At 70.3% G+C, this 24,091-nt stretch carries 24 protein-coding genes; 13 read left to right on the top strand and 11 right to left on the bottom strand.

The genetic code is table 11. The features are described from left to right. Positions 1-39: 39 nt before the first annotated feature. The 6 genes from ACFW6B_RS24040 to ACFW6B_RS24015 all read left to right on the top strand — a co-directional run bounded on the left by ACFW6B_RS24040 (position 40) and on the right by ACFW6B_RS24015 (position 4,402). Positions 40-1,113: a cytochrome P450 gene (locus ACFW6B_RS24040; RefSeq protein ID WP_386598601.1), complete on the top strand. Its 1,074-nt coding sequence runs from the start codon at positions 40-42 to the stop codon at positions 1,111-1,113. Positions 1,114-1,127: 14 nt separating this feature from the next. Then, positions 1,128-1,364 (top strand): acyl carrier protein, encoded by a 237-nt coding sequence (locus ACFW6B_RS24035; protein WP_362971631.1) that lies wholly within the window; start codon positions 1,128-1,130, stop codon positions 1,362-1,364. Positions 1,365-1,384: 20 nt separating this feature from the next. Further along, positions 1,385-2,104, top strand: coding sequence for an SDR family oxidoreductase (locus tag ACFW6B_RS24030; protein WP_386598599.1), 720 nt, complete (start codon positions 1,385-1,387; stop codon positions 2,102-2,104). 24 nt (positions 2,105-2,128) lie between these two features. Further along, on the top strand, positions 2,129-2,950 hold the full coding sequence (locus tag ACFW6B_RS24025; protein WP_386598598.1) for a PAS domain-containing protein: 822 nt from the start codon (positions 2,129-2,131) through the stop codon (positions 2,948-2,950). Between the two features lie 178 nt (positions 2,951-3,128). Continuing rightward, entirely contained in the window at positions 3,129-3,521 is a 393-nt protein-coding gene (locus tag ACFW6B_RS24020; RefSeq protein ID WP_386598597.1) for a hypothetical protein, read from the top strand. Further along, the gene (locus ACFW6B_RS24015; protein WP_386598596.1) at positions 3,518-4,402 is read left to right on the top strand and encodes a 2-hydroxy-3-oxopropionate reductase; all 885 of its coding nucleotides are present in this window, start codon (positions 3,518-3,520) and stop codon (positions 4,400-4,402) included. Before ACFW6B_RS24020 ends, ACFW6B_RS24015 begins: the two co-directional genes overlap by 4 nt. A gap of 283 nt (positions 4,403-4,685) precedes the next feature. Here ACFW6B_RS24015 and pntB read toward each other — a convergent pair whose 3' ends face one another. After that, entirely contained in the window at positions 4,686-6,140 is a 1,455-nt protein-coding gene (gene pntB / locus ACFW6B_RS24010; RefSeq protein WP_386598595.1) for a Re/Si-specific NAD(P)(+) transhydrogenase subunit beta, read from the bottom strand. Positions 6,141-6,146: 6 nt separating this feature from the next. Next, a complete protein-coding gene (locus tag ACFW6B_RS24005; RefSeq protein ID WP_386598593.1) occupies positions 6,147-7,706 on the bottom strand; it encodes a Re/Si-specific NAD(P)(+) transhydrogenase subunit alpha in 1,560 nt (519 codons plus the stop codon). 404 nt (positions 7,707-8,110) lie between these two features. Between ACFW6B_RS24005 and hemC the strand changes: the two genes are divergently transcribed. Then, positions 8,111-9,043 carry a hydroxymethylbilane synthase gene (hemC, locus tag ACFW6B_RS24000; RefSeq protein ID WP_386598592.1) on the top strand — a complete coding sequence of 311 codons (933 nt, stop codon included), beginning with the start codon at positions 8,111-8,113 and terminating at the stop codon, positions 9,041-9,043. Positions 9,044-9,133: 90 nt separating this feature from the next. On the opposite strand, the gene ACFW6B_RS23995 is transcribed toward hemC, so the two are convergent. Both ACFW6B_RS23995 and ACFW6B_RS23990 read right to left on the bottom strand, forming a co-directional pair. Further along, positions 9,134-10,801 carry a beta-1,3-glucanase family protein gene (locus ACFW6B_RS23995; RefSeq protein WP_386598591.1) on the bottom strand — a complete coding sequence of 556 codons (1,668 nt, stop codon included), beginning with the start codon at positions 10,799-10,801 and terminating at the stop codon, positions 9,134-9,136. A 364-nt stretch (positions 10,802-11,165) separates the two neighbouring features. Continuing rightward, entirely contained in the window at positions 11,166-12,407 is a 1,242-nt protein-coding gene (locus ACFW6B_RS23990) for an MFS transporter (RefSeq protein ID WP_386598590.1), read from the bottom strand. A 97-nt stretch (positions 12,408-12,504) separates the two neighbouring features. On the opposite strand from ACFW6B_RS23990, the gene ACFW6B_RS23985 reads away from it, so the two are divergent. Continuing rightward, complete coding sequence (locus ACFW6B_RS23985) at positions 12,505-13,023, top strand: ArsR/SmtB family transcription factor (protein WP_386598589.1); 519 nt, start codon at positions 12,505-12,507, stop codon at positions 13,021-13,023. A 161-nt stretch (positions 13,024-13,184) separates the two neighbouring features. After that, positions 13,185-13,679 (top strand): hypothetical protein, encoded by a 495-nt coding sequence (locus tag ACFW6B_RS23980; RefSeq protein WP_386598588.1) that lies wholly within the window; start codon positions 13,185-13,187, stop codon positions 13,677-13,679. Between the two features lie 90 nt (positions 13,680-13,769). Here the strand turns inward: ACFW6B_RS23980 and ACFW6B_RS23975 are convergent, their stop codons facing one another. Further along, the gene (locus tag ACFW6B_RS23975; protein ID WP_386598587.1) at positions 13,770-14,345 is read right to left on the bottom strand and encodes a hypothetical protein; all 576 of its coding nucleotides are present in this window, start codon (positions 14,343-14,345) and stop codon (positions 13,770-13,772) included. 246 nt (positions 14,346-14,591) lie between these two features. Between ACFW6B_RS23975 and ribB the strand changes: the two genes are divergently transcribed. Beyond that, the gene (ribB, locus tag ACFW6B_RS23970; protein ID WP_386598586.1) at positions 14,592-15,440 is read left to right on the top strand and encodes a 3,4-dihydroxy-2-butanone-4-phosphate synthase; all 849 of its coding nucleotides are present in this window, start codon (positions 14,592-14,594) and stop codon (positions 15,438-15,440) included. On the opposite strand, the gene ACFW6B_RS23965 is transcribed toward ribB, so the two are convergent. Continuing rightward, positions 15,424-16,341, bottom strand: coding sequence for a hypothetical protein (locus tag ACFW6B_RS23965; protein WP_386598584.1), 918 nt, complete (start codon positions 16,339-16,341; stop codon positions 15,424-15,426). The genes ribB and ACFW6B_RS23965 overlap by 17 nt on opposite strands. A 371-nt stretch (positions 16,342-16,712) precedes the next feature. Continuing rightward, positions 16,713-17,417 (bottom strand): type 1 glutamine amidotransferase domain-containing protein, encoded by a 705-nt coding sequence (locus ACFW6B_RS23960; protein WP_386598583.1) that lies wholly within the window; start codon positions 17,415-17,417, stop codon positions 16,713-16,715. Positions 17,418-17,698: 281 nt separating this feature from the next. Between ACFW6B_RS23960 and ACFW6B_RS23955 the strand changes: the two genes are divergently transcribed. Next, a complete protein-coding gene (locus ACFW6B_RS23955) occupies positions 17,699-18,604 on the top strand; it encodes a LysR family transcriptional regulator (protein WP_386598582.1) in 906 nt (301 codons plus the stop codon). Positions 18,605-18,823: 219 nt separating this feature from the next. On the opposite strand, the gene ACFW6B_RS23950 is transcribed toward ACFW6B_RS23955, so the two are convergent. Both ACFW6B_RS23950 and ACFW6B_RS23945 read right to left on the bottom strand, forming a co-directional pair. Then, positions 18,824-19,735 (bottom strand): hypothetical protein, encoded by a 912-nt coding sequence (locus ACFW6B_RS23950; RefSeq protein ID WP_386598581.1) that lies wholly within the window; start codon positions 19,733-19,735, stop codon positions 18,824-18,826. Between the two features lie 223 nt (positions 19,736-19,958). Next, complete coding sequence (locus ACFW6B_RS23945) at positions 19,959-20,681, bottom strand: hypothetical protein (RefSeq protein ID WP_386598580.1); 723 nt, start codon at positions 20,679-20,681, stop codon at positions 19,959-19,961. 234 nt (positions 20,682-20,915) lie between these two features. Between ACFW6B_RS23945 and ACFW6B_RS23940 the strand changes: the two genes are divergently transcribed. Both ACFW6B_RS23940 and ACFW6B_RS23935 read left to right on the top strand, forming a co-directional pair. Next, positions 20,916-21,248, top strand: a complete 333-nt coding sequence (locus ACFW6B_RS23940) for an ANTAR domain-containing protein (RefSeq protein WP_386598579.1) — start codon at positions 20,916-20,918, stop codon at positions 21,246-21,248. Positions 21,249-21,408: 160 nt separating this feature from the next. Next, entirely contained in the window at positions 21,409-21,594 is a 186-nt protein-coding gene (locus tag ACFW6B_RS23935) for a hypothetical protein (protein WP_386598575.1), read from the top strand. Between the two features lie 56 nt (positions 21,595-21,650). Here ACFW6B_RS23935 and ACFW6B_RS23930 read toward each other — a convergent pair whose 3' ends face one another. Next, complete coding sequence (locus tag ACFW6B_RS23930) at positions 21,651-23,069, bottom strand: MFS transporter (protein WP_386598578.1); 1,419 nt, start codon at positions 23,067-23,069, stop codon at positions 21,651-21,653. 107 nt (positions 23,070-23,176) lie between these two features. Further along, positions 23,177-23,968, bottom strand: a complete 792-nt coding sequence (locus tag ACFW6B_RS23925; RefSeq protein ID WP_386598577.1) for a hypothetical protein — start codon at positions 23,966-23,968, stop codon at positions 23,177-23,179. Between the last annotated feature and the right edge of the window lie 123 nt (positions 23,969-24,091).

The raw sequence follows: 24,091 nt of genomic DNA, 5'->3' as shown, positions 1-24,091 counted from the left end.
CAGCCGTACTGGTACCGGCACTTGCCGGCAGAGGCTGACGTGCACCAGCTGGGCGAGGGGCTCTTCGCCGTGACGGGCAACGCGGCCGTGCAGGAAGTGCTGACCCACCCCTTGATCGTGGCGGAGCATCCGCTCAAGGCCAGCGCGCGCGCCTTCGGCCCCAATGTGCTCGACGCCGATGGGCCGAGTCACAGGGCTTTCCGCGCCCTACTGGCGCCGATTCTGTCCGCCGGGCGCATCGCGGAGTACAAACAGGCGTTGATGCCCAGGCTCATTCACGGCCTGGTGGACAGCCTGGCGGGCATCGAGACCGACAACTTCCACTACTCCTTCGCACACAAAGTGCCGTACGGAATCGTGTGCACGATCCTCGGTATCGACGCCTCGCTGGAGGACCGGTTCCACGAGCTGACGCGGCCGCTGGCGCGGCTTCTGGACTATCCCACCCAGGAGACCGACGAGACGCACGCCAACGTCGCCGAGCTGCTGCGGCTGATCGAAGAGCAGCGGGCCGTCAGGACCGGCGGCGGACAGTCCCTGCTGGAGACGATCGAGCGGACCCGGGACCGTAAGGGCATCTCGCTGACGGACGGCGAAGTGCGGTCCACGGCGCTGCTGTTCTTCCTGGCCGGCACCGAAACCAGCAGCGCGTTCATCACCTCGCTCGTGTACTGCTTGGGCCGCGGGATCTTCGACCTGGACGAACTTCGTGATGAGGCGATCCGCGACGCGTACATCGAAGAGGTGCTGAGGCTGTACCCGCCCGTGCAGACGATCGTCCGGTTCGCAAGCGAGGACCTGATCGTTCAAGGCGTGGAAGTACCGCGGCACTCGGCGGTGCTGACCTCGATTGCCGGAGCCAATCGCGACCCTCGGGTCTTCGACCGCCCTGACCGGTTTCAGGCCGGCAGGAGCCTGAAGGGCTCGATTCCCTTCGCGGCCGGAGCACACGCCTGCCCAGGAGCAATGCTCGCCAAAACGGAGTTTTCGCTGCTCGTCCAGGAGATCGTCCAGCGCTGCTCGGACGTCGTCATCACCTGCGACCGCCTCGGCATGGAGAGCCAGTCGTTCTCCCATCCCACCGACTTTTCTGTCGAGTTCAGGACAAGGTAGAAGGAGAGAGAGCAGTGGAAAGCAAGATAGTGTCGCTGCGCAAGTGGCTCGACGGCCTGCACGAGGCGCCGCTCGACATCCAGGACGACACCGACCTGATCCAGTCGGGCGCGGTGACCAGCCTCCAGTTCGTCCAGATGGTGATCGAGATCGAGCGCCTGCACGGTCAGAAGCTGGACCCGGGCGTCATCACCATCGAGTCCATGCGCACGCTCAAGGCCATCGAGACGGCCGTCTTCCAGGCCGCTTGATGGGAGTCGACGCCTCCCCGGTGGCAGTGGTCTCCGGAACCTCGTCCGGGATCGGCGCGGCCGTGGCAACGGAGTTCCTCCGCCGGAAGTACAACGTCATCGGCCTGTCTCGACGCGGCAACCCTACCCTCGCGAAGGAAAACGGCTACGTCGACTGCCTCGCCGACCTGCGTGACGGTGAAGCCGTACGGGCCGCTCTCGCCTCCGCCGCCGATGCCGCCGCGGACAGGGTAAAGGCGGTGGTGCTCAACGCCGGCGCCTCACCGGATCCGGTCGACCTGGTCAAGGTCGAGTGGCAGGTGGCGGCGGAAACCTACGAGACCAACGTCCGCACGGCACTGAACCTCATCCAGCCAACGGCTCCGCTGCTCAAACAGAGCGGCGGAGGCTCAATGACGTTCATCGGGGCGAGCCTGGCGAACGGCTACAAGCCCGAACGCTGGGCGTACGCGGCCAGCAAGGCCGCGATGACGACCCTGATGCGAGCGTGCTCGGTCGAGTTCGCCGACGACGGCGTCGTGGCGAACGAGGTACGTCCCGGCCCAGTGGCCACCGCCATGACGATGGCTGGGCTGGATGGCGAGGTGAGCGACCAGATCATCCGCGCCATCAATGCGGGATTCGGAACGGACTGGCTCAAGTCGCCGCGCACCGTGGCGGAGTGGATCGTCACCATCGCCGAGTTCCCGTCGAACGGACCCACCGGTCAGATCTTCAACTACAGCCGCAAGGTTTTGTGACAAGAGAAAGGCGGACAGACGACCATGTCCAACTACCCCTCTTCCGAGCAGCTTCTCGACCTGTTCAACTGGGCCTCCCCCGGCATGCTGGTCACCGACGCCGACGGTACCGTGGTGCTGGCCAACAAGGCCGCCGCGGAGCTCCTGGGAGGCAACGCCGCGGCCGGCACCAAGCTCGCCGGTGCACTGGGTATCGACGACCACGACGCCCTGTTGGCGGCCGGGAGGCCGGTTGAGAACCAGGTGGCGACCTTCACGAACCCCGACTTCGCATCCGGGTACGCCAACGTCGGCTTCGGTGAGGTCGACGGCAAGACCTACGGCTTCTGGGCCCTGCGACCGGTCACCACCCACCCCACCCCATCCCCTGCGTCGGGTGAGGGCTCCTCCACCGCCCAGGCATGGATCAATCAGGTCGACCACGTCAACGAGTCCTACACGCCGGTCGGTGAGGACGCGCTCAAGTTCATCCAGGCGTACTACGACAACTGCCCGGTCGCCATCCATCTCATCGAGGAGGACGGCACGGTCGCCCACGCGAACTGGAAGGACATCGCGATCGTCGGGGCGAGCGAGCAGCCGGACACCTACGTCGGCCACCACATCCGGCACATCTACGCCGACCAGGACGTCGTAGAGGACTTCCTGGGCCGATGGGGCGAGGACGCGCCGATCATCGACTTCCGCGCGGACTTCCTCAACAAGGGGGAGCGGGTCCCGGTGGTGATCTTCTCCACGGCCAAGGTCGAGGACAACAAGCTGAAGAACACCCGCTGCTTCGTCTTCCCCGACAGCCACCCGGACCGCGAGCGGGACAAGGTCAAGGCACTGGACCTCAGCTTCTGAGCCCCCTGACGCCACAAGCCGCTTCCCAGACCGTCTCGTTGCCGATGCCCTCGGTCTGAGAAGCGCTCCGCCCCTTCCGCCGGAACAGCGGTGCTCAACGGATACGCCGGGCCCCGGCGAGCAACCTTCGCCGGGGCCCGTCTGTGCCCACAAAGCCCGTCGCGCACCCGGAGCGAACGTGGCTCACACATCTGCCCGGCCAGACGGCTGGCTCACCGGCTGGGATCCCGAGGACGAAGATGCCTGGCACAAGGGAGGCCATCGGGCAGCCCACCGCGACCTCATCCTCTCCGTCCTCTCCGAGCACGTCGGGTTCTCGGTATGGGCGCTGTGGTCCGTCCTCGTCCTGTTCATGTCGCCCGAGATCGGCCACGGCTTCAGTCCTGGGGAGAAGTTCCTGCTGGTTGCCACGCCCACCGTCGTCGGCTCACTGCTGCGCCTGCCCCACAGCTACGCGGTGACCCGGTTCAGCGGACGGACGTCGGCCACCGAGGGCCCGCAGACCTGGAGCAACTGCTCCTCCCCTGAACGTCTCCTCTGCCACCACCCTCACAAAGGAACCTCACGTTGAAAACGATCGGCTTCCTCGGCCTTGGCACCATGGGCAGCCCGATGGCTGTCAACCTGTGCAGAGCCGGACACACCGTGTACGGCTGGAACCGCAGCGACGGCAGGACTGGGCCCTTGCTGGCAGCAGGTGGCCGAGCCGCGATGTCGATAGGCGAAGCGGTCCGCGACGCCAACGTCGTGATCACGATGCTGCCGGACGCCCCCCAAGTGGAGGAGGTCGCCTACGGCCCTGACGGAATCCTGGCCAACGCCCGGTCGGGAGCCCTGTTGATCGACATGTCCACCATCGCCCCGCAGAGTTCGATCAGGCTGGCCGGCAACGCCGCCAAACAGGGAATTCGTGTTCTGGATGCCCCGGTTGCAGGCGGCGAGGCCGGTGCCGTCGAAGGCATCCTGTCCGTCATGGTCGGTGGGGAAGCCGACGACTTCGAGGAGGCGAAGCCCGTCTTCGAAGCGCTCGGCAGGACCATCACGCACTGCGGTTCCCATGGCCTCGGTCAGACGGTAAAAGCCGCCAACCAGCTGATCCTGGCGATCAACATTCAGGCATGCGCGGAGGCCGTGATCTTCCTTGAGAAGTCGGGCGTAGATCTCGAAACGGCCCTCGACGTCCTGAGCGGCGGCCTCGCCGGCTCCAACGTCCTCACCCGCAAGAGGACCAACTTCCTGGATCGCGACTACACGCCCAGCTTCAAGATGGCCCTCCACCACAAGGACATGGGCATCGTCGCCGACACCGCACGCGCGATCGGCGCCGCCATCCCTCTGGGCAGCATCGCCGTGCAGCTCGTGGCGTCCGCCGTGGCCCGTGGAGATGCAGCCCTCGACCACTCCGCCCTGCTTCGGGGCGTCGAACTCCTCAGCGGCTGCAACCACCAGTAAGACAACGCGCCCACAGGCCGTCACCCCACACAAAACAGCTTCGTCGCAGGCAGGAACGCCCCCGCACGCGAGAGTGTCTCCAAGAGGTCCTGAGAAAGGCGTTGGACGGTGTCGGTGCCTGGTGCGGGCGCTGGCACCCGCCCGGAAAGCGCACGGCCCACCGGCCGGCCTCCCGCACAGGAGTGCGTGGGGCGGACGGTGGGCCGTATCCGGACACGGGCGCACGGACGGCGGCGCGGCCGTGCGTGAAGCAGCTGAGGGCGGCGCGCCCGGTGCGCCGCCCTCAGCGGGCGAGTGCGGCTTCGCTCGACGCCTGGGCGCGGGGGTCGGCGGGGAGCGCCCGCAGGATCTCCTCGACACTCTGCTTGGCGTCGCCGAACAGCATGCCGCTGTTCTCACGGAAGAACAGCGGGTTCTGCACACCCGCGTAGCCGGAGGCCATGGACCGCTTGAAGACGACGACCTGCTCTGCCTCCCACACCCGCAGCACCGGCATGCCCGCGATCGGGCTGGCGGGATCCTCCTCCGCGGCCGGGTTGACGGTGTCGTTGGCACCGATGACCAGGACGACGGAGGTGTCGGCGAGGTCGTCGTTGATCTCGTCCATCTCCAGGACGATGTCGTACGGCACCTTGGCCTCGGCCAGCAGCACGTTCATGTGTCCGGGCAGACGGCCCGCCACGGGGTGAACGCCGAAGCGGACCTCCACACCGCGCTCCCGCAGCTGACGCGTCAGCTCGGCGACGGGGTGCTGCGCCTGGGCCACGGCCATGCCGTAGCCGGGGGTGATGACCACCGACCGGGCCTGGACCAGGAGTTCGGCCACCTCCTGGGCCTGGATCTCGCGGTGCTCGCCCTGCTCCTCGTCCCCGCCGGAGGGAGCCTCGATACCGAATCCGCCCGCGATGACCGAGATGAAGGACCGGTTCATCGCCTTGCACATGATGTACGACAGGTAGGCGCCCGAGGACCCGACCAGCGCGCCCGTGACGATCAGCAGGTTGTTGTCGAGCAGGAATCCAGCGGCCGCCGCGGCCCAGCCGGAGTAGCTGTTGAGCATGGAGACGACGACGGGCATGTCGCCGCCGCCGATCGAGGCGACCAGGTGCCAGCCCAGGGCGAGCGCGAGCACCGTCACGGCGATCATCAGACCGAGGCTGGGGCTGATCGTGAACCAGACCGTCAGCGCCACGAACGCCACCAGCGCCGCGACGTTGAGGGCGTTCTTGCCCGGCAGGACCAGCGGACGGGACTTGACGCGCGCAGACAGCTTGAGGAACGCGACGATCGAGCCGGTGAAGGTGACGGCGCCGATGAAGATGCCGATGAACACCTCGGCGTGGTGGATCCCCAGCAGGTCGGCGGTGACGTGGCGCTGCGCGTCCCCGTGCGCCTCGACCTCCAGGTAGCTGTTCCAGCCGACCAGCACCGCGGCGAGGCCGACGAAGCTGTGCAGCACGGCGATGAGTTCGGGCATCTGGGTCATCTCGACCTGCCGCGCCCGCCAGATGCCGATCACGGCGCCCAGCACCATCGCGACGACGATCAGGGCGACCGCGCCCGCGGTGATGCTCTGTGCCGCGAGCACGACGGTGGCGACCAGGGCGAGGGCCATGCCGGCGATGCCGTACACGACACCGGCGCGGGAGGTGCGGTGCTGGGACAGTCCCGCCAGGCTGAGGATGAACAGCAGGGCGGCGACCAGGTCCGCCGCGTGGGAGGCTGTGGTTGACGTCATGGCGGCTCAGCCCTTCGAGAACATGGACAGCATGCGGCGGGTGACGGCGAAACCGCCGAAGATGTTCACGCTCGTCAGCAGGATCGCGACGAACGAGAGCGTGGTGACGACCGCGCTCTCGTGCCCGATCTGCAGCAGCGCCCCTATCACCACGATCCCGGAGATCGCGTTGGTGACGGACATCAGCGGCGTGTGCAGCGCGTGGTGCACCTTGCCGATCACGTAGTAGCCGATCACCACCGCCAGCGCGAAGACCGTGAAGTTGGCGGCGAGTTGCGCGGGGGCGAAGGCGACCAGGGCGAACATCGCCAGCATGCCCGCGCCGATCAGGGAGAACCGGGCCGCCGGGGTGAGCCGTGGCTCCTTGGGCTTCTCGGCCTGCGCGGCCGCCGCGGCGGGCGCGGGCTGGGGGGCGGCCGAGACGGCCACGGGCGGCGGGGGCCAGGTGACCTCGCCGTCGCGTACGACGGTCACCGCCCGCTGGACCACGTCGTCGAAGTCGATGACCAGCCGGCCGTCCTTGCCGGGCGTCAGCAGCTTGACCAGGTTCACCAGGTTGGTGCCGAACAGCTGCGAGGCCTGGGTGGGCAGCCGGGACGCGAGATCGGTGTAACCGATGATGGTGACGTCGTTGTCGGTGACCACGGTGCGTCCGGCGACGGTTCCCGCGACGTTGCCGCCCTGGACGGCGGCCATGTCGACGATGACGCTGCCGGGCTTCATCGCCGCCACGTCCTCCGCCGTGAGCAGGCGCGGCGCGGGGCGGCCCGGGATCAGCGCGGTCGTGATGACGATGTCCACGTCCTTCGCCTGCCCGTGGTACAGCTCGGCGGCGGCGCGGTCGTAGTCGGCCGACGTCGCCTTGGCGTAACCGTCGGTGCTCTCCTCCTGGGCGACGTCGACCGGGAGGTATTCGCCGCCCAACGACCGCACCTGGTCGGCCACCTCGGGCCGCGGGTCGGTCGCCCGGACGATCGCCCCGAGGCTGGAGGCGGCACCGATGGCGGCCAGACCGGCCACACCGGCGCCGGCCACCAGTACCTTCGCCGGCGGGACCTTGCCCGCGGCCGTCACCTGGCCGGTGAAGAAGCGCCCGAACACGTGCGCCGCCTCGATCACGGCCCGGTAGCCGGCGATGTTGGCCATGGAACTGAGCACGTCCATGGACTGCGCCCGCGAGATCCGCGGTACCGCGTCCAGGGCCAGCACGGTGATGGGCCGGCTCGCGAGCTCCTCGAGGAGGTCCGCCCGCTGGGCCGGACTGATCAGCGCGATCAGCGTCGAGCCGTCGGGCACGCGCGCGATCTCTCCCGGCGACGGGGAGTTGACCTTGAGCACGACGTCCGTCCGCCAGGCGTCGCCGATCCGTGCCCCCGCTTCGCCGTAGGCGTCGTCCGTGAAGCCCGACGCCGTGCCGGCCTCCGACTCGACGACGACCTCGTATCCCAGTCCCACCAACTGGCGCACGGTGGCGGGCGTCGCCGCGACACGGGTCTCCCCTGGAGTGGACTCGGCAACCACTCCGATGCACTGGGGCGGGTGATGGGCCGATTCTTCTGCGGGCATGGCGATGTCTCCCTCGGGGGGCGCGGATATGCAGGCACGATTGTGTGATCAGGGGGAGTCCACGCCCCTTGGACGCAGGAACTTACATGGTGGAGCAGGCTGTTCGGCACAGCGCGCAGCCGTGACTTGTTTCACGGGACATGTGTTGCGGACACCACGACGAGGGCGCTGTGGTAGGGCTTTCCGGACATGTTCCCCGCCGTTCCGGTGCCTCACGAGCGGGCTGGGCGAGAGCGAGGGGGCCGGGCACCTCGGGCCGGGTGTCGTACGGACCGCTCGGGGATCCGCTCGCGGCAGGCGGCCGGAGCGCCGCCCACCGGATTCCCAACAGCCGTGCTACGCCGTTGGGATGAGGTTCAGGATGACAGAGGGAAAGCCGGCTCCGGCGCACTATCGTGTACGACATGTCCGCCCCTGAGCTGATCCGCATCGTCTCCCGCGACTCGCCCATGGCCCTGGCCCAGGTGGAGCGTGTCCGCGCCGAACTCGGCGCGCTGCGTCCGGGGATCCGGACCACGGTGGTCCCGGTCAGGACGACCGGCGACAAGTGGATGGGAGACCTTTCCCAGGTCGAGGGCAAGGGGGCGTTCACCAAGGAGGTCGACGCCGCGCTCGTCGCCGGGGAGGCGGACCTCGCGGTGCACTGCGTCAAGGACGTGCCCGCCGACAGGCCGTTGCCCGCCGGTACGACCTTCGCGGCGTTCCTGAAGCGGGACGACATCCGTGACGCCCTCGTCCATCCCGGGGGCCTGCTCCTCGACGAACTCCCCGCGGGCACCCGGATCGGAACCTCCTCGGTGCGCAGGGTCGCCCAGCTCGCCGCCTCCCATCCGCATCTGCGGTGCGTGCCGTTCCGCGGCAACGCCAACCGCCGCCTGGAAAAGCTCGCCGCGGGCGAGGTCGACGCGCTGCTGCTGGCCGCCTCCGGACTGGAGCGCATCGGCCGGGCCGACGTGATCACCGAGGTCCTGTCGACCGAGACGATGTGCCCGCCGATCGGGGCCGGCGTGCTGGCCCTCCAGTGCCGTGAGGCCGACACCCCCACCATCGACGTCGTCAGCGGTCTGAACGACGCCGACACCTATCGGGAGGCCACGGCGGAGCGGATGTTCCTGCACGTCCTCCAGGGGCACTGCAACAGCCCGATCGCCGGTTACGCGAAGGCGTCCCGGGGGGATCTGTCGTTGCGGGCCTGTGTGTTCAGCCCCGACGGGAAGACCGTCCTGAACGCCCACGAATGGGCCGGACGGCTCAGCCCGGCGGACCTCGGCGCCTCGGTCGCGCTGGCTCTGCTGCGGCAGGGCGCCCGTGAGCTGATCGACGGCATCGCCCACTGACGCCGTCCGGCGGTGCGGCCGCCCTCGTGGGGTGGCCGCACCGCCGTGCCGTGCCGTGCCGTCTTCGGTCCGCTGTCGCCGGGCCGGAGGTCAGCTGGTGAAGGTGAACCAGTTGATGTTGGCGAAGTCCGCGCCGCTGCCCGACGAGAAGACCAGGTAGACGTCGTGGACCCCGGTGGCGGAGGCGACGATGTTCGCGGGAACGGTCTGCCAGGTCTGCCAGCCGCCGCTGTTGGCGAAGTTGATCTCGGCGATCTTCGTGCCGGTGGTGCTGCCGAGCCGTACCTGGACGGCACCGCTGACACCGGCGGCCGCGCCCGAGGCCAGCCGGGCCTTGAACTGCTTGGGGGAGGCCGAACCGAAGTCGACGGAGGAGAACTTCAGCCAGTCGCCGTTCGCGATGTAGCCCACGTCGCTGCCGCCGCCGGTGTCGGAGCAGCTCTCCGTGGTGGTCCCGCTCTGCGCCGAGTAGGACTCGGCCTGGATGGTGCTGTAGGCGCTGACGTTGCCGCCACCACCGCCGCCCCCGCCCCCGGTGCCCCCGGCACCCAGGGTGATGCTCCACGAGGTGGGCGCCCCGTCCTGGATGTGCCCGTCGACGGGGGCCGAGCCGGTGGGGCCGACGTCGTCGTAGGGGAAGGCGTAGCCGATGCTGGCGTACTTGTGGACCAGCCGCGCGTAGTGGTTGGTGATCGGGTCCTGGTAGTACTGCGAGGGCGACACGCCGTCGGGGTTGTTGTTCCCGCCCGAGACCAGCAGCGAACTGCGGTTGATCGCGGCGGCGAGCCGGGCGGCGATCGCCCCGCGGGCGTCCCCGCCGGAGTTGTAGAGGGGACCGGAGGCGCAGCCGAAGATGTCGACGGCGCTCGGCTTGGTGAACGGCACGCCGTTGGTGTTGAGACCGGAGAAGACGATGGCGTTGCCGGAGACGGTCCCGGTGTAGGAGCCGATGCTGCCCTGGCCGTTGATGGTCAGCGGGGTGGTGGCGTAGCGGCTCCAGACCCGGTTCAGGTAGTCGTCCCAGTAGTTGCCGAAGCTCACCGGTGAGTGGGTGGGTGCCATGACGCGCAGCACCGCACCGGAGGAGTCGGTGACGACCAGCCGGTCCCAGGGCGCTCCGTCGGAGGCGTGCTGTGCCTGCAGGCCGGAGGCGATGGAGGCGAGGGCGCCGGAGGGCAGCGGGCTGACCGTCTGGTTGCCTCCGCTGCCGGTGCTGGCCATCGAGATCGGCAGCGCCACCATGTCCACGTAGGAGATGTTCGCGTAGAGGTTGGCGCTGTTGAAGGTGAACTCGCAGAACGTCCAGTTGGTCGAATAGTTGGGGTCGCCACTGGTCAGGGCGGGCTGCACCACGCCGGGCACGGTGCCCGGGTTGACGAAGAACTGGAGCTTCTTGCCGACCGAGAAATAGATGCGGCCGCTGATGACGTAATTGGTCAGGTTGACGGTGGTGGCGGCCGAGCCGGAGGCGCCCAGCGCGATGGAGTAGTCGGCGATGGGGGTCACCGCGGACGACGGGTTGGGCAACCGGTTCAGGGCGCCGTTCGCCGAGACGAAGACCGGCCAGCCGCTGCTGTCGGTACCGGATATGTAGGCGTAGACGGTGTCGTGACCGGAGTTGTTCGCCAGTTTCACGGGGAGCGGGACTCCCGCTGCCGCTGCAGTGGACGTCAGCGGCGAGACCGGTGAAAACGGGCTGAGCGCGGCCGTGCCGGCGACGGCAGCGGCTCCGGACAGGAAGGAACGTCGGGAAACCACGGGGGCCCTCCCGGAGGGGGTGATAGCCCGTCAAAAAGATGACGGTCGGGGGGAGTTGTTTGCTGTGGGGTTCTGTGCGGGGGTGACGTTATTGGACTGGACCAGTGCCGTCAAGGTTGCGGAACCATTACGTCCAAGTAACGGTGTTTGTGCCTTGCCGGGAATTCGTACCGGCGTCGGGCGCGGGGTTCACGGCGGGGACCGGTCCCGGGGCGCCGGGCCGATGCCGCGCGGGATCACCGCTTCGTACGCGGTCGGCGGACGACCGGGACCGAGCGGCGTTCCGTGTCCGCCGACGGCCGGAGTCGCGTCCGGCTCCCGGCGCACGACCGGGCACGGCACCCCCGCACGGGACCGCGCGGCGTCAGCTCTCCGGCGTTTCGGACAGGGGTTCCGTGCGGGCCGGTGCCGCGGTCCGCGCGCCGCGGCCCCGCGCGACCGACACGGACGCCACGGCCAGGCCGCACGTGCCGGCGGCGACGAGCTGCACCCGGTGGTCGAGCCACTCCACCATGCCCGTACCCAGGAGCAGGGCGAGCCCGGTGGGCGCGTACATCAGGGTGTTGGCCGTCGCCGCGACCCTGCCGAGCAGTGCGGACGGGGTGTGTCTCTGGACGGCCGTCAGCGCCGCGATGAGCGGGCAGGGCAGAGCCAGGCCGATCAGCAGACTGCCGCCGAGCACGACGGGCAGCCAGGAAGTCGCCCGCGCCAGCACGCCGAGGGCGAAGAGGGCGAGCCCGGCCGCCGGGAAGACGCGCTCGGGTATCCGGCGCATCAGCGCACCGGCCGCCAGCCCGCTGACGACCGAGCCGAGCCCCTGGAGCGAGATGAGCACGCCCGCGAAGGCCGGGGACCGGTGGAGCCCGGAGTCGAGCATCGCGTAGGTGGCCGTGCTGCTGACGCCGGCCAGGAACATGGTCGTCCCGCTGACGGCGACCATCGGACGCAGTACCGGGTGCCGTCGGAGGTAGCGGGCGCCTTCGGCCGTCCCGGCGGTCCACGCCCGCCTGCCACGGACCGCGGGCGGGTCCTCCTGCACCCGGATCAGTCTGAAGGCGGCCGCGGCCAGGACGAAGGTGACCGCGTCCAGCAGTGCCACGGTCGGCCCGCCGAACGCGGTGAACAGGCCCGCGCCCGCCAGCGGGGCGAGCAGCTTCATGCTCTCGTTGGAGGTGAGCACCAGACCGTTGAAGTCGCCGCGCAGTTCGTCCGGCACAGCGGCCGCCACCAGGGCGGTCTCGGCCGCGTCCGTGAGCACCACGCCCACGCCGACCAGGGTGAGCGCAGCGAACAGCAGCCAGACCTGTTCCCGCGAACGTACGAGGAGGGGCGCGGTCATGACGGCGGCCAGGGCCAGGTTGGTGGCCACCAGGAGCGGACGGCGGCGCACCCGGTCCGCCACCGCGCCTATCACGGGGCCCGCGAAGGTCGGCAGCCAGACGCAGAAGCCGACGAGTGCGGCGAGGCCGCTGGAACCGGTGAGCGTCTTGACCCAGATGCCGGCGGCCAGCGACATGGCCGAGTCGCCGAACCCGGAGACGACGACTCCGCCCAGGTAGAGACCCGCGTTGCGGTCCCGTAAGACCTTCGGCGTGTTCCAGCCCATCTCCCCGCCCTTCGGTGTGCCGGTCGCACAACCTACCCCCAATCATTTGATTGGCGGTAGTGGGCTCATGATGCAGGCGTGCGCTTTACTGGCTCGCGTGACCGATACCGATCCCGTGCTGCGTGCGCTCGCCCACCCCTTGCGGCTGCGGATGCTCAGCCTCATGTGGCCGGGGCCGATGTCGGCCGCCGAGCTCGCCCGCGAGCTGGACGTCTCGCACGCGCTGGCCAGCCAGCACCTGCGGCGCCTGGACTCGGTGGGCCTGGTCGTGCTGGCGGAGGAACGCACCCGCCGCGGCGGCAGGGAGCGCCGCTACCGAGCGGTCCGGGGCACACCCCTGTCCGACCGGCACGAGGGGACCCCGATGCTGGCCGAGACCATGGCGCACACCCTGCGGGAGCGAGCCGGACGGAGGGTGGAGGGCGGCGAGGGCGTGACCGTGGACGCCGAGCTGTGGGTGGACCCCGGGACCTGGGAGAGCGTCCGGCAGCGGCTCGTGGACCTCGCCGTCGAACTCCACGAAGCGGCCCGGCCACCCCACACACCGGGAACCGTTCCCCTGGGCGTGAGCATGATGGCCTTCCCGCTGCGGGACGGGACACACACCGACGGGTGAGCCGATGACACGGCCCGTTCCTCGCACCTGCGCCGACCGGGCCACTGCGGGGCTCGTGACCGAAGCCCGCCCCGTGGAGCCGTGAACTCGCCTCGGTGAGAATGCGGTGCGCCCGGGACGGGGCGTCGACGGGGAGCCGGGAGGGTGCGTAGATTCGTCAAGTGACCTACGACATCTTGCTCGTACGGGTGCGGGCGGGCCTGACGCTTCAGGAATCGCTCGACCGGCAGAACGCGGGCTTCGACCCCGACGGCGACCTGCCCCCGCTCCGGCTCACCGACGGGCACCGGGGCGAGTGGAACCGCATCCTTGACCGGGTCTCGCGGGACGTCGGACCTGTCGAGCACGAGGAGTACCCGTACAGCCTGACCCTCGGGACGGTCGGGCCTCCGGGACGGGTGCAGCTCGACTACTGCGGGGACACGGCCCACATCGAGGTCGCCTACCGCCACTCGGGCCGGGCGGCGTTCGAGGTGATGGAACGGGCCTACCGCATCGCTCGTGTCGTCGAGGAGGAAAGCGGTCTGACCGGCTACGACTTCGAGGTGGACCAGCCCACTCGAACCGGCGACCCGGCCGTGGCCGCCCTCCGGCTGAGCGGCGTCACCGACTGGGCGCAACGGGACTTGAGCCGGCGGACCACGAAGCGGGCCTGACGAGGACGCCGGGGATCCGGGGACCGCCCGGGCGGCAGACCCGCGCGAGGGGGTTCTGTGTGACGTCCGCCGGGCTTCTCGCCGTTCGGGTCAGCAGCCGTCGCCCGTGGGGGTGAAGCCGATGCGCGCGTGGTCGTCCGTGCCGACGGCCGCGTCGTAGTCGGTTCGGTCGACCTGGTACCAGACGTCGTCCCGGCCCTTGTCGCCGTCGACGTCGTCCAGGCTGACGCACCACTGTTCCGGCCGGACGACGCGCGTGTAGGACTCGGTTCCCCTGCGGACCTGCTTGCAGGTCTTGGAGTGCTCGGTCGAGTACCAGGTGCGGGTGTGCCGCTTGGTGCCCGAGCCGGTGCTCGACGTGTGTTTGACCCGCCGTGTGGTCGTGGCGCACTTCTTCGTCATGTGCGGCCGCGTGGCCCGGGCGGTCTTGGCCCTGAGGTGACGGACGTCGTCCCGGAGGCCGAAGACGCTCGCGTCGGCCGTGGCCGAGGCGTCCGGCCGGGACTCCCCGGCACCGCTCCCGCTCCCACTCCCGCTGTTCTGGCCGACGTCGACCGAGTAGTCCGAACCCTCGTCGTGGACGTCGCCCCCACCACCGCCACCGCACGCACCGAGCCCGGCCATCAGAACCACCGTCACCGCGGCAGTGGCAAGTCGCTTGAACATGTCTTCCTTCGTGATCGACGGCCCGCAGCGTAACGGATCACCGGCCGAAATCGAACGCCGGTGCGCGCGCCGACGGTCGTGGGTGCGCGCGCCGACGACCGCGGGTGTACGCGGACGACCCCGGCCCCGTCGCCGGGAACCGTCGTTCATCCGCCGACTCGCCTGTTGGAGTGCCGATCCTCAAGCCGGACCACGGGTTGGCCGATGCCAACGCCGGAAGAGCAAGATCGAGAAGGGCTGGACAGAGTGGCATCTGCTGGAACGCGACGGTCGCTCGACCCGCTCGTGGTCGCCGTCGAGGAACTGCGGGCCGGGCGCCCGGTCGTCGTGGTCGACGACGAGGACCGGGAGAACGAGGGCGACCTGGTCATGGCGGCCCAGTTCGCCACCGCGCGGACCATGGGATTCTTCGTACGCTTCACCAGCGGGCTGATCTGCGTCCCGATGGCCGGCGAGATCGCCGACCGGCTCCGGTTGCCGCTCATGGTGGAGCCCGCCCCGGGCACGGATCCGGCCGGGACGACCGCCTCCACCGTCTCCGTGGACGCGGTCGGCACCGGATCGGGGATCTCGGCCGCGGACCGGGCGGCGACCGCGCGCACGCCGGCCGACGCCTCGGCCCGTCCCGGACAACTGGTGCGCCCGGGGCACATGTTCCCGCTACGGGCCCGCCCCGGCGGGGTCGCCGAACGGCGCGGCCGCACCGAGGCCACCGTCGACCTGCTGCTCCTGGCCGGGCTCGCACCGGTCGGCGTGCTCGGCGAGGTCTGCGAGGACGACGGCTCCCTCGCCCGCTTCGAGCGGCTGCGCGCCTTCGCCGACGAACACCGGCCGGCACTGGTCTCCATCGAGCAGCTCTCCCGGCACCTGCGCGCCGCCGGTATGCCCGTCCTCGCCGTCCCCCGCGACCGCAGGGAACTCCCCGCGGACATCGTCCATCTGCCCCTGGACCGGGCCCCCGACGCGGCACGCGCCCTGCCGCTGCTGACCCGACTGCTCACCCGCCGGCCCGGACCGGCGGTCCCGGGGCGGGCGGTCGGCACGGCCGGGGCCCACCGGCCTCGTCGTCCGTCCGGGGTCAGTCGCCCCCGGTGAAGTCTCCGCCGCCCGGGCCGTCGTGGTGGGCGTCCTCCGGCTGCGTGGCCAGGTCGAGATCGAGGTCGAGACCGTACGGGGACGGTTCGCGGTCGGTGGCGTGGGCCGCGGTCCGGGGGCGCGGGACGGCCACGGCTTCCGGCGGGCGCCGGTCGGAGGGTTCCGAGGCGCTCGTGTGCACCCGGCGGCGGGTCTCCGGGGTCTGGTCGGCCAGGGCCCGGGTGACGGTGGTACGGCAGCGACGGGTGAAACCGGCCCAGGGGCGGGACATCTCCTGGGGCCAGAGTGCCGCGAGGGCGGCCAGCGCGGCCCACACCGCTATCCAGGCCGTGGTCCACAAGCCCGGATCCCGGGAGGGCAGTCCGGGCACCGGGCAGCGCATGAGCATCGCGTGCATGGACATGCCGAACGCGGTGACGAAGGCGGCGGTCAGCGCGGGCACGCGGTAGAAGCCGAACTGTGTGCGCAAGGGAGCGCGACGCGACTCCAGAACGTTCTGGAACCGCTGGAAACGGGGGTCGTTGAGCAGTTCGTGCACCGTGGCCCCCTTGTGGAGGCGCAGGAGGGTCACGAGGGCGGCGAGGACCGGGTCCTTCTGGCTGCCGAGCCGCCCGCGCGGCACGGTGATCCGGCCGTCACGGTCGATCCCGGCGTCCCCGGCCCGTATCAGCAGGCCCACGGCCACCTGTGCCGCGTAACCCTCCTGCTGAGGTGACGCGCCCGTCCACGAGGCGCCGAGCCACCACGCAGCCTGTATCGGGTCCACATCCGCCGCCCGGACGCCTCGCAGGAACCTCCGGTCCTCTCGTGTGAGCAGCCACCATGTCGCGTACAGCCCCGCGTTGACCGCGCCGAATCCCAGCAGCCAGCCGGTGGCTATCCATGCCGTCTCACCGCTCATGACACGGCCTCCGCCGTCCCGCTCGTCGGACACGACACCGGACGATCCCCCCTCGCGGTCCGTTGCTCCCCATCGAACGACCGCCAACAGCCTCCCATAGATGGGCATTTGGGGGAGGATTTCGCCCGGTCGAGTGTCCAGGGCGCCGGGTGCGGTGTGCGGTGTGCGGTGCGCGGTGGGCCTGAGGCAGCGACCCCGCCTCCGTCCGGTGCCGTGCGAAGGGTGACGGGACGGGCCGGGATCCACCGAGGACACGGAAACGGCCGCGGAGGCGTGCCGAGCCTCCGCGGCCGTTCCTTCGAGCGGTGTCCGGCCGTTCCTTCGAGCGGTGTTCAGGCGGGGCGCGCCGGTGCCCGGAGCCCCGGTGTGCCTCAGCGGCCGGCCAGAGCCTTCAGGGTCGCCTCGGCCGTGCCCGTGCTGGACTGCGGGTTCTGGCCGGTGATCAGCTTGCCGTCCACGACGACCGTGTTGCTCCACGGGGCCCCGGTCTCGACCACGGCACCGCGCTCGCGCAGCACGCTCTCCAGGAAGAAGGGGGTGTTGTCGCCGAGCCCGCCCTGCCGCTCCTCCTCGTCGGCGAAGGCGGTGAGGCTGCGGCCCGCGAACGTGAAGCCGCCGTCCGGAGTCTTGGCGCTGAGCAGGGCGGCGACGCCGTGGCACAGTGCGGCGACGACCGTGCCCCGGGCGTCGGCCTCGTTGAGGAGCCGCCCGAGGTCCGTGTCGTGGGCGAGGTCGGTCATCGGCGCGTGACCACCGGGGACGTAGAGCGCGTCGTAGTCGCTCAGGCTCACCTCGGCCAGCGACAGCGGGCTGGAGAGCTGGTCGTCGATGCCGTCGAGGTAGGCGCTGAACTCCTTGGCGTCGCTCTCGGACACGCCACCGCGCTCGTCGAGGCTCAGGGCGTCGACCGTCGGGCGGACGGCGCCGGGGGTGGCGATGTCCACCTGCGCCCCGGCGGCGCGCAGCACCTTGTGGGAAGCCACGACCTCCTCCGCCCAGAAGCCGGTCGGGTGGGTGGATCCGTCGGCCAGGACCAGGCTGTCGGCGGCTGAGACGATCATCAGGATCTTCGGCATCGAAATACCTGCTCTTATCTGTAGAACGATCATGGAAAGCAGTTCCTGGGGCTTGCGGACCGCAGTACCGCTGTGCTCAGGACAACTCCAGGATTCATCACGGAAATGCCCTGCCGCCTCCGCCATGTCATAAGAAGTCTTATGGAACCCGGGTGGCCCGTCTGCGGGTGGTGCGGCATGGCGTCGTACTGCCGGTGGCCGCACCCCGACTGCCGGGCGCCCATCACTAGGATTTGATCGAGTGGAGCACTTCATAAGCTCTGTGATGGACGGAGGCGCCCGTGCCCGGCCTGGACCTGCTGGCGACGTTCCTGGAGATCTACCGCACCGGCTCGCTGTCCGCGGCCGCCGCCCGCCTGGGGGTGAGCCAGCCGGCCGTCACCGGACAGCTGGCCCGTCTGGAGGAACAGCTGGGCGAGCCGCTGTTCGTCCGGTCGAGCAAAGGGGCCCGGCCGACGCCCAGGGCGGCCGCCCTGGCCGCCCGCGTCGGCCTGCACGTCGACGGGCTGCGCACCGCCCTGGCCCCTTCGGGGGAGGAGAGCATGCTGGAGGGCACCGTCCACCTCGGCGGAGCGGCCGAGGTGATGTCCCTGCAGGTGCTCCCCGCGCTGGCACCGCTCTCGGCCCGCGGACTCCGGATCCGGGTGACCCTGGGCCTGGCCGGGGAACTCCTGACGGCGCTGACGGCGGCAAGGCTCGACCTGGTGGTCTCCGCGGTCCGCCCCCAGCAGAAGGAACTGTCGGTGACACCGCTGGTGGACGAGGAGTTCCTGCTGGTGGGGCCGCCCGCGCTGGCGCACGCCGTGGACCAGGAGCGGCTGGCCGCCGACCCGGTCGCCGCGCTGGCCCACATGCCGCTGGTGGCCTACGCGGCCGATCTCCCGATCATCCGGCGGTACTGGCGCAGCGAGTTCGGACGGCGGCCGCCCAACCAGGTCGCGGTCGTCGTCCCGGACCTGCGCGCGGTGCTGGCCGCGGTGGTGTCCGGCATGGGCGTCTCCGTGCTGCCCCGGTACCTCGCCGCCCCGGCACTGGCCGCGGGCCAGGTCGTGCAGATGCACCGGCCGGAGGTCGAGCCGTTGAACACCCTCTACCTCGCGTCCCGGCGCGACATGCCGGCGAGCCCGGCCCTCGCGGCCGTGTGGGAACACCTGGCCCGGGCGGCCCAGGAATGGAAAAGCCTCTGATCCTCCCGGCGGTGATCGTGCTGTACGATTGATCTTGAGCCGATCGGGGGAAGCCCCGCCGGTCAGCCGCGCGTTGGTGGTCCAAGGAAAGACGTCCCGCTTCCTGCGGGGAGATGCAGGTGCAAGGCCTGCCCGGCGCTCTGTGAGGACCCCGTCCCGGGTTGTGCGGGACGGGGTCTTCTTCTTCCGGCTGTCTTCTTCCGGCTGTCCGGTGCCGGGTCATTCGGACCGGAGGTTCTCCAGGGTCGAGCGGGTGTCGGTCCTCACCCACCGCGAGACCTTGTCGATGTCGGGCGGAGTGGACGTCTCGTAGGAGGACGTGTAGGCGCTCCAGCTCATCTGGTACGTCATCCAGCCGTCGCGCACCGCGAGGATCACCGCCCGGCTGCCGCTGGTTCCCGTGCCGGAGGTGGTGTCCTCGGTCAGGAGATAGGCCTCGTCCCCGATGCCGGACACCTCCTCCACCTCGTAGTCCTCGTACCGCTGGTCGTACTCGGACCACACGGCCGTGAACTCGGGTGCGGGATCGGTCTTCTTGTGCAGGTCCATCTGCACCGAGAGGTACGCGTCGGCGTAGGAGGAACTGGACGACGTCTTCAGGGAGATGCTGCAGTAACTCTGATCGATCGCCTTGTGCTTCAGGGAGTTGTGCGTGGGGAGGTCGTCCTCCTCGCCGTACTCGGTCATCAGGGCGGTGTAGTCGACCGCGGAACAGAGATTGGCCTTGGCCCGGTACCCCGCGAGATCCGGGTCCTCGCCCCACGGGCCGAGGAGGAAGAGCCCTCCGGCCCACAGCGCGGAGGCGGCCACCGCACCGACCACCACCCACAGCACCGCGCGCCCCGCGGTGCCCTTGCCGCCGGGCGGCGGGGGGTAGCCGTGCGGTTGCCCGTACGTGTACTGCTGGGCCGGAGGGTAGCCGGGAGGAGCGCCGAAAGTGCTCGTGGCCGCCTGGCCCGGGTTCTGGGCAGGGCTCTGGCCCGGGGTGAGTTCGGGTCTCGGCTGCGGTAACGCCTGTGCCTGCGGCTGAGGTTGAAGCGCGGGGGAAGGTGCGGACGGGGCGGTGAAGCCGGGTTGGGTCGGCGTCTGTCCCGCGGGCTGCGTCGGGATGTCCTCGGGCCGATCCTGCATCCTGTGCTCCTTGGTCGTGGGAGTGCTGTCAGATGACGGAAGGGGGCCCGGGGGCCGACATGTGCGAGGCACCAACAGGCGAATTCTAAAGGCGAGTTCAGCAGAATCGCTCTTGTCTTACCGGCTGTTGCCCGGCCGCCGGTCCCGTCCTGCCGGGCAGGCACGCGGCGAGGGCCCCGCAGACGATCCGCGGGGCCCCTCGTGGTCGTCGTGCCGTGAACCGTCAGGCGGTCTTCTCGATCTTGGTGATCTGCGCCTCGACGACACCGGCCGGCACTTCGGGGGCCTTGCCGCGCACGGCGCTCATCGCGTAGAAGACGGCGAGGGTCGAACCGCTGCGCACGACCGTGTAGGTCATCGGGATCCTGGTTCCCTCGATGTTCCCGGTCATCGTGTACGACACCGCCTCGTCGCCGAGGGCGGGGGCCTTCGCGGGCTTGACCGCCGTGTACTGGTAGTCGGTGTGCTCGTACGAGCCGCACTTCCCGCTCTCGGTGCGCAGGTCCGCGACCACCTTCTTGGCGTCCGCCTCCTTCTGCGCGAGCAGGCCGACGCGCAGCACCGTGCCGTCGGTCACCTTCAGGCTCGTCAGCGAACGGGACACGCGGGCCGTCGCGTCGGGCTCGGTGCCCAGCAGGAACATGTCGGCGAGGGCCTGGCAGCCGGCGGGCTCGGCGGGCACGCTCACCTCCGGGATCTCGTCGTCGGGAGTGTCGCCGACGCGGTAGCCCTTGACGTCCGCCTTGGCGATCACGGCCTTCGTCAACTGTGCCTCGGTGAGCGGCTTCAGCCCCTCCTCGACGGCGGGCGTCGCCTTGGCGGCAGGCTTCTTCGATTCGGCGCCGCCGGTGCCGCCGCCGGTGTCCTTCCCCCCGCACGCGGCCGTCGTGGCGAGTGCCGCCATCACGCCGATGCCCACCAGGACGCGCCCCGGAAGTGACTTCACGATCGTTCCCACCCTCATGTCTTCATGGACGCGTCCACGACAACGGTCGCGCCGAGCCGCATTCAAGCCCACAACCAGCGGACTTTGCCAGCCCGTTAGCGTCGCTTGACGTAACGATCGGAGATCGGCGGCTTGGTTGTACGCCGCGACAGTGGTTCTCGACACCCCGCCGCTCGCGTCGCGGGGGAGCGCGAGCCGGTGGCATCGTGCCGGTCGGGTCACGAGGATGGAGCCATGGAACCGGGATCCAGTGAACCGAACGAGGAGAGCGACCGCGTCTTCGAGCTCGAGGCGGAAGTTCAGCAGCTGAAGGAGGCCGTCACATCGCACGCCGTCGTGGACCAGGCCATCGGGATGGTCGTCGCGCTCGGCCGGGTGTCCCCGGACCAGGGCTGGGCCGTACTGAAGGACGTCTCGCAGCACACCAACATCAAGCTCCGCAACATCGCCGAACTGATCCTGGTCTGGGGGCGCGACGGCGACATCCCCCCGGACGTCCGCGTCGAACTGGAGGAGGCCCTCGACCGGCACGGCCCCACCCAGATCCCCGAAGCGCCCCCGGAATGACATTCTGGTGACGTGAAGCGATCACTCCGCTCCTCTGCGTGCTCAATTCCCGTCGATCCTTCCGGTACGGCGCCGGATATGTGAAGCTGCTGGACCGAGTGGACCATGAACCGGTCGGCGTGCGTCCGTGCACGCCGGTGATGCCAGAGAGGACGGCTGCATGTCGACTGTGAAACGTCGGTACAGCCTGACGTGGACCGACCCGGACGGCGCGTCGCAGGCTTCCGCCGGACGCTACGACAAGCGTTCCGCCACGCGGCGCAGGCGTGCGCTGGAGGCGGTCGGCTGCACCCGTGTCGAGGTCGTCGTGGTCGAGCCCGGAGAGCTTCCCGAACCGGCGCTCTGACCCGTCCGGTGCCCGTGCCGGCGGGTCCTCCGGGGTGTCGGGAAGCGGCGGGTGCGTCAGCGCCCGGCATGCCCCGCCCTCGCCTCGGCTCCGTCTTCCGGGAGGGGGAGCGGTGGGGCGTGGCGGACGGCCGGGCTGGCGGTGGCGGCGATCGCGGTGGCGAGCATCACCGCGGCCAGCACCCACAGGGAGGGGACCGGTCCGGCGGCGGTGAGCAGGAAGCCCGCCCCGAGGGAGGCGACGGGCATGACGCCCCACGACAAGGTCATGGCGGCGCTGGTCACGCGCCCCAGCAGCTCGTCGGGGACCAGGAGGGTCGCGTAACTGATGATCACGACGTTCCACAGCGGTCCGACGAACGCGCAGGCGGCACCGATGACGCCGATCAGCAGGGGGCTGGACGTGAACGGGAACAGGGGCAGGAGCGCGGCCCAGATCCAGTTGGCCCCGAGGATGACGGTCTTGGGCGTGAAGTGCTGATGGAGCCTGCCCGCCGCGATCGCTCCGGCCAGGCCGCCTCCGCTGTAGATGCCGAGCATCGTGCCGACGGTGCCGGGGGTGGCCCCGTGGGGGCGGGCGAGGACGACGAGGATGAGGACGAGCGCCTGGAAGACCAGGTTGCCGGCGGCGATCAGCAGGATGGCGGCACGGACGAGCGGGTGACGCCAGACCCGGCGCAGGCCCGCGACCGCCGACCGCCACAGCGATTCCGGCGCCGCCGTCGCCCGGTTCCGCAGGTCGCTCCGGATGAACAGCAGTCCGACACAGGCGATCGCGTAGGAGAGCGCGTCGACCAGGAACGGCACGGCGCGGCCGACGCCGAAGAGCATGCCGCCGAAGGGAGGGCCGGCCAGGGCCGCCCCGCGGCTCCTGGCTTCGTTGTGGGCCGTCGCCGTGGGCAGCAGCGCCGCCGGGACGATCCTGGGGAGGACGGCGCGTTCGGCCAGCCCGAAGAAGACGAAACACAGCCCCTGGACGAAGGCGACCGCGGCGAGGTGCACGACCGTGACCGCCCCCAGCCATGTCGCGATCGGGACGATGGAGAGGGCCAGGGCCCCGCAGACCTCGCTGACCAGCAGGATGGTACGGCGGTTCCACCGGTCCACCAGGGGGCCGGCGGGCAGGTGGGCGACGAGGTGGGGAAGCGTTCCGGCGGCTCCCACGATCCCGGCGTCGGAGGGCGACCCCGTGGTCGCCAGGACGAGCAGTGGCATCGCCGTCCCGCTGGTCTGCGCGCCCAGCGTCGAGACGACCTGACCGGTCCACAGGGCGAGGAACTCGCGGTTGCGCCATAACGAAGGCCGTTCGGCGGACCGGGCGGTGTCCTCCTCGATGAAACCGAACCGGGCCAGCTGCCGCAGGTGGTAACTGGTCGCGCCGCGGTCTTCGTCGAACTCGGCGGCCAGGTCGGCGGACGTGGCCGGGCCGTGCCGAATGCCTCGGAGAGGTTTTCGTCCCGCGGGATCTGTCGCCAACGGCCTTTCGGGTCAGGGGAGTTCGTGGCGAGTGCGGTCGGTGGCGGTGCGGAGCACGTCCGGTCGGTCCGGGCCGGGGCCGACCGGACGAACAGGTTCCGGCACCGTCACCTGACGTCGACGAAGTCGCCGGTCGCCGTGGCCGGGCCGGTGGTGGAGGAGCCGGTGAAGAGGAAGCGGAAGTAGCCGTCCGCCGTGGCCTTCGTGGTGGTCTTCAGCGCCCCGCCGCTGCCGGTGGTGACGGTCTTCAGCGTGGTGTACGTGTTGCTGTTCTTCTTGCGGAACTGGAGCTGGACCGCCCGGCCCTCGTAGCCGGTGTACGTGCCGGTCTCCCAGTTGGCGCGCGTCAGCCTGCCGGTGACCGTGACGGTCTTGCCCTTCTTCACCGGCTCGGGCGAGGCGTTCACCGTGAGCTTCGCGTACCGCTTGACACTCGCCGTGCCCGCGACGTCGACGGCCGTCCAGTCGTCGTTGGTGTCCTGGGCCTCGGCGAGCACCTTCCAGGTGCCGGCGAGGGCGGTGTCGTCGAAGTCCCGCGCGGCGTCCACGCCGAAGCTCACCTTGCAGGTGGAGGTGGTGGGGTCGGTGGGCGACACCGTGCACGTACCCGCGGGCGGGTAGAGCGGCAGTCTGCCGTCGGCGTCGTCGGTGTTGGGGCCGTGCCACAGGTAGGCCCAGGAAGCGACCACACCGTCCGGGTCCGTCGCCGTCCAGGTGATCGTGACGGTCTTCTTGGTGGTCAGGCCGAGCACGACGTCCTTGCCGCCGTCGACCACGACGTTCGAGAACGTCGTGGCGCCGGGCGCGGCCGTGCCCGCCGCCTGGGCGGCTGCCGGAATCACTGACGCGGAAAGAACGGTGGCGAGGAACGCGGCGGCGGAGGCCGGGCGGACGCGCATGGAATCCCCCCTCGGGATCGTGGGGCCCGCCGCGCTTCTTGCGGCGGGCCGGATGACGTGTCGCTGCCTAGACACTCAGGGGCCGGTCGCGGTTGCCCTGCCGTTCGGACGGGTTTCCGTCTT

This window comes from Streptomyces sp. NPDC058751, assembly GCF_042746485.1.
Lineage (GTDB): Bacteria > Actinomycetota > Actinomycetes > Streptomycetales > Streptomycetaceae > Streptomyces.
Note: the sequence above shows the minus strand (reverse complement) of the source record. Positions and strands in the feature narration are given on the sequence as shown.

Coding starts and splice junctions, on each gene's coding strand:
- ACFW6B_RS24025 (WP_386598598.1), top strand. CDS start 2,129: ATGTCCAACTACCCCTCTTCCGAGCAGCTTCTCGACCTGTTCAACTGG.
- pntB (WP_386598595.1), bottom strand. CDS start 6,140: ATGACGTCAACCACAGCCTCCCACGCGGCGGACCTGGTCGCCGCCCTG.
- ACFW6B_RS24005 (WP_386598593.1), bottom strand. CDS start 7,706: ATGCCCGCAGAAGAATCGGCCCATCACCCGCCCCAGTGCATCGGAGTG.
- hemC (WP_386598592.1), top strand. CDS start 8,111: ATGTCCGCCCCTGAGCTGATCCGCATCGTCTCCCGCGACTCGCCCATG.
- ACFW6B_RS23990 (WP_386598590.1), bottom strand. CDS start 12,407: ATGGGCTGGAACACGCCGAAGGTCTTACGGGACCGCAACGCGGGTCTC.
- ACFW6B_RS23975 (WP_386598587.1), bottom strand. CDS start 14,345: ATGTTCAAGCGACTTGCCACTGCCGCGGTGACGGTGGTTCTGATGGCC.
- ACFW6B_RS23965 (WP_386598584.1), bottom strand. CDS start 16,341: ATGAGCGGTGAGACGGCATGGATAGCCACCGGCTGGCTGCTGGGATTC.
- ACFW6B_RS23960 (WP_386598583.1), bottom strand. CDS start 17,417: ATGCCGAAGATCCTGATGATCGTCTCAGCCGCCGACAGCCTGGTCCTG.
- ACFW6B_RS23950 (WP_386598581.1), bottom strand. CDS start 19,735: ATGCAGGATCGGCCCGAGGACATCCCGACGCAGCCCGCGGGACAGACG.
- ACFW6B_RS23940 (WP_386598579.1), top strand. CDS start 20,916: ATGGAACCGGGATCCAGTGAACCGAACGAGGAGAGCGACCGCGTCTTC.
- ACFW6B_RS23935 (WP_386598575.1), top strand. CDS start 21,409: ATGTCGACTGTGAAACGTCGGTACAGCCTGACGTGGACCGACCCGGAC.
- ACFW6B_RS23925 (WP_386598577.1), bottom strand. CDS start 23,968: ATGCGCGTCCGCCCGGCCTCCGCCGCCGCGTTCCTCGCCACCGTTCTT.